Genomic DNA, 494 nt, shown 5'->3' with positions numbered 1-494 from the left:
GCTATAACGGTTTTTATCACCTCACCAAAGCTTTTCGCAGATTAACACGTCCTTCATCGCCTCTAACTGCCAAGGCATCCACCACATACGCTTAGTCACTTAACCATACAACCCCAAGTAGTTTCCGAAGAAGCTAGCTAGTACACCGTGGAGACTAATCCACAGCAATTGTAAAGTCTGACATTTTCACGCACACAAAGTGTGTCTTGAATAAGAGTGGTAACAAATTTAACTCGTAAAAGTAAACTTATTACCGGGTTGATTACGTCTTCGAGGAGAATCCGTAATCACCATCATTAACAGGCGATATTCCTATTAATAACAGCTTGGTATTTATAATTTACAAACAACAGCGCGACACCGTGTTTGTCATATAAATACCGGTATTTATATCAGCTTTCCAGATTGTTAAAGAATTAGTCTTTCACACGCATTCGGTGAGGACTTGGTTTAAAAAACCAAACTTAACTTATCAACTTTTGATAGTTTAAGTT

Annotated in this window: 1 rRNA gene; it reads right to left on the bottom strand. The window is 38.1% G+C overall.

Annotated features, from left to right (window positions below):
- Window positions 1-105: ribosomal RNA gene (locus H4J61_RS00110) — 23S ribosomal RNA — on the bottom strand; the annotation flags it as partial.
- Window positions 106-494: the final 389 nt, after the last annotated feature.

The sequence above is a fragment of the Colwellia sp. MB3u-4 genome, assembly GCF_014077065.1.
In the GTDB taxonomy this organism is placed as follows: Bacteria; Pseudomonadota; Gammaproteobacteria; order Enterobacterales; family Alteromonadaceae; genus Cognaticolwellia.
The sequence above is the reverse complement of the archived record's forward strand: the minus strand, read 5'-3'. Positions and strand labels throughout refer to the sequence as shown.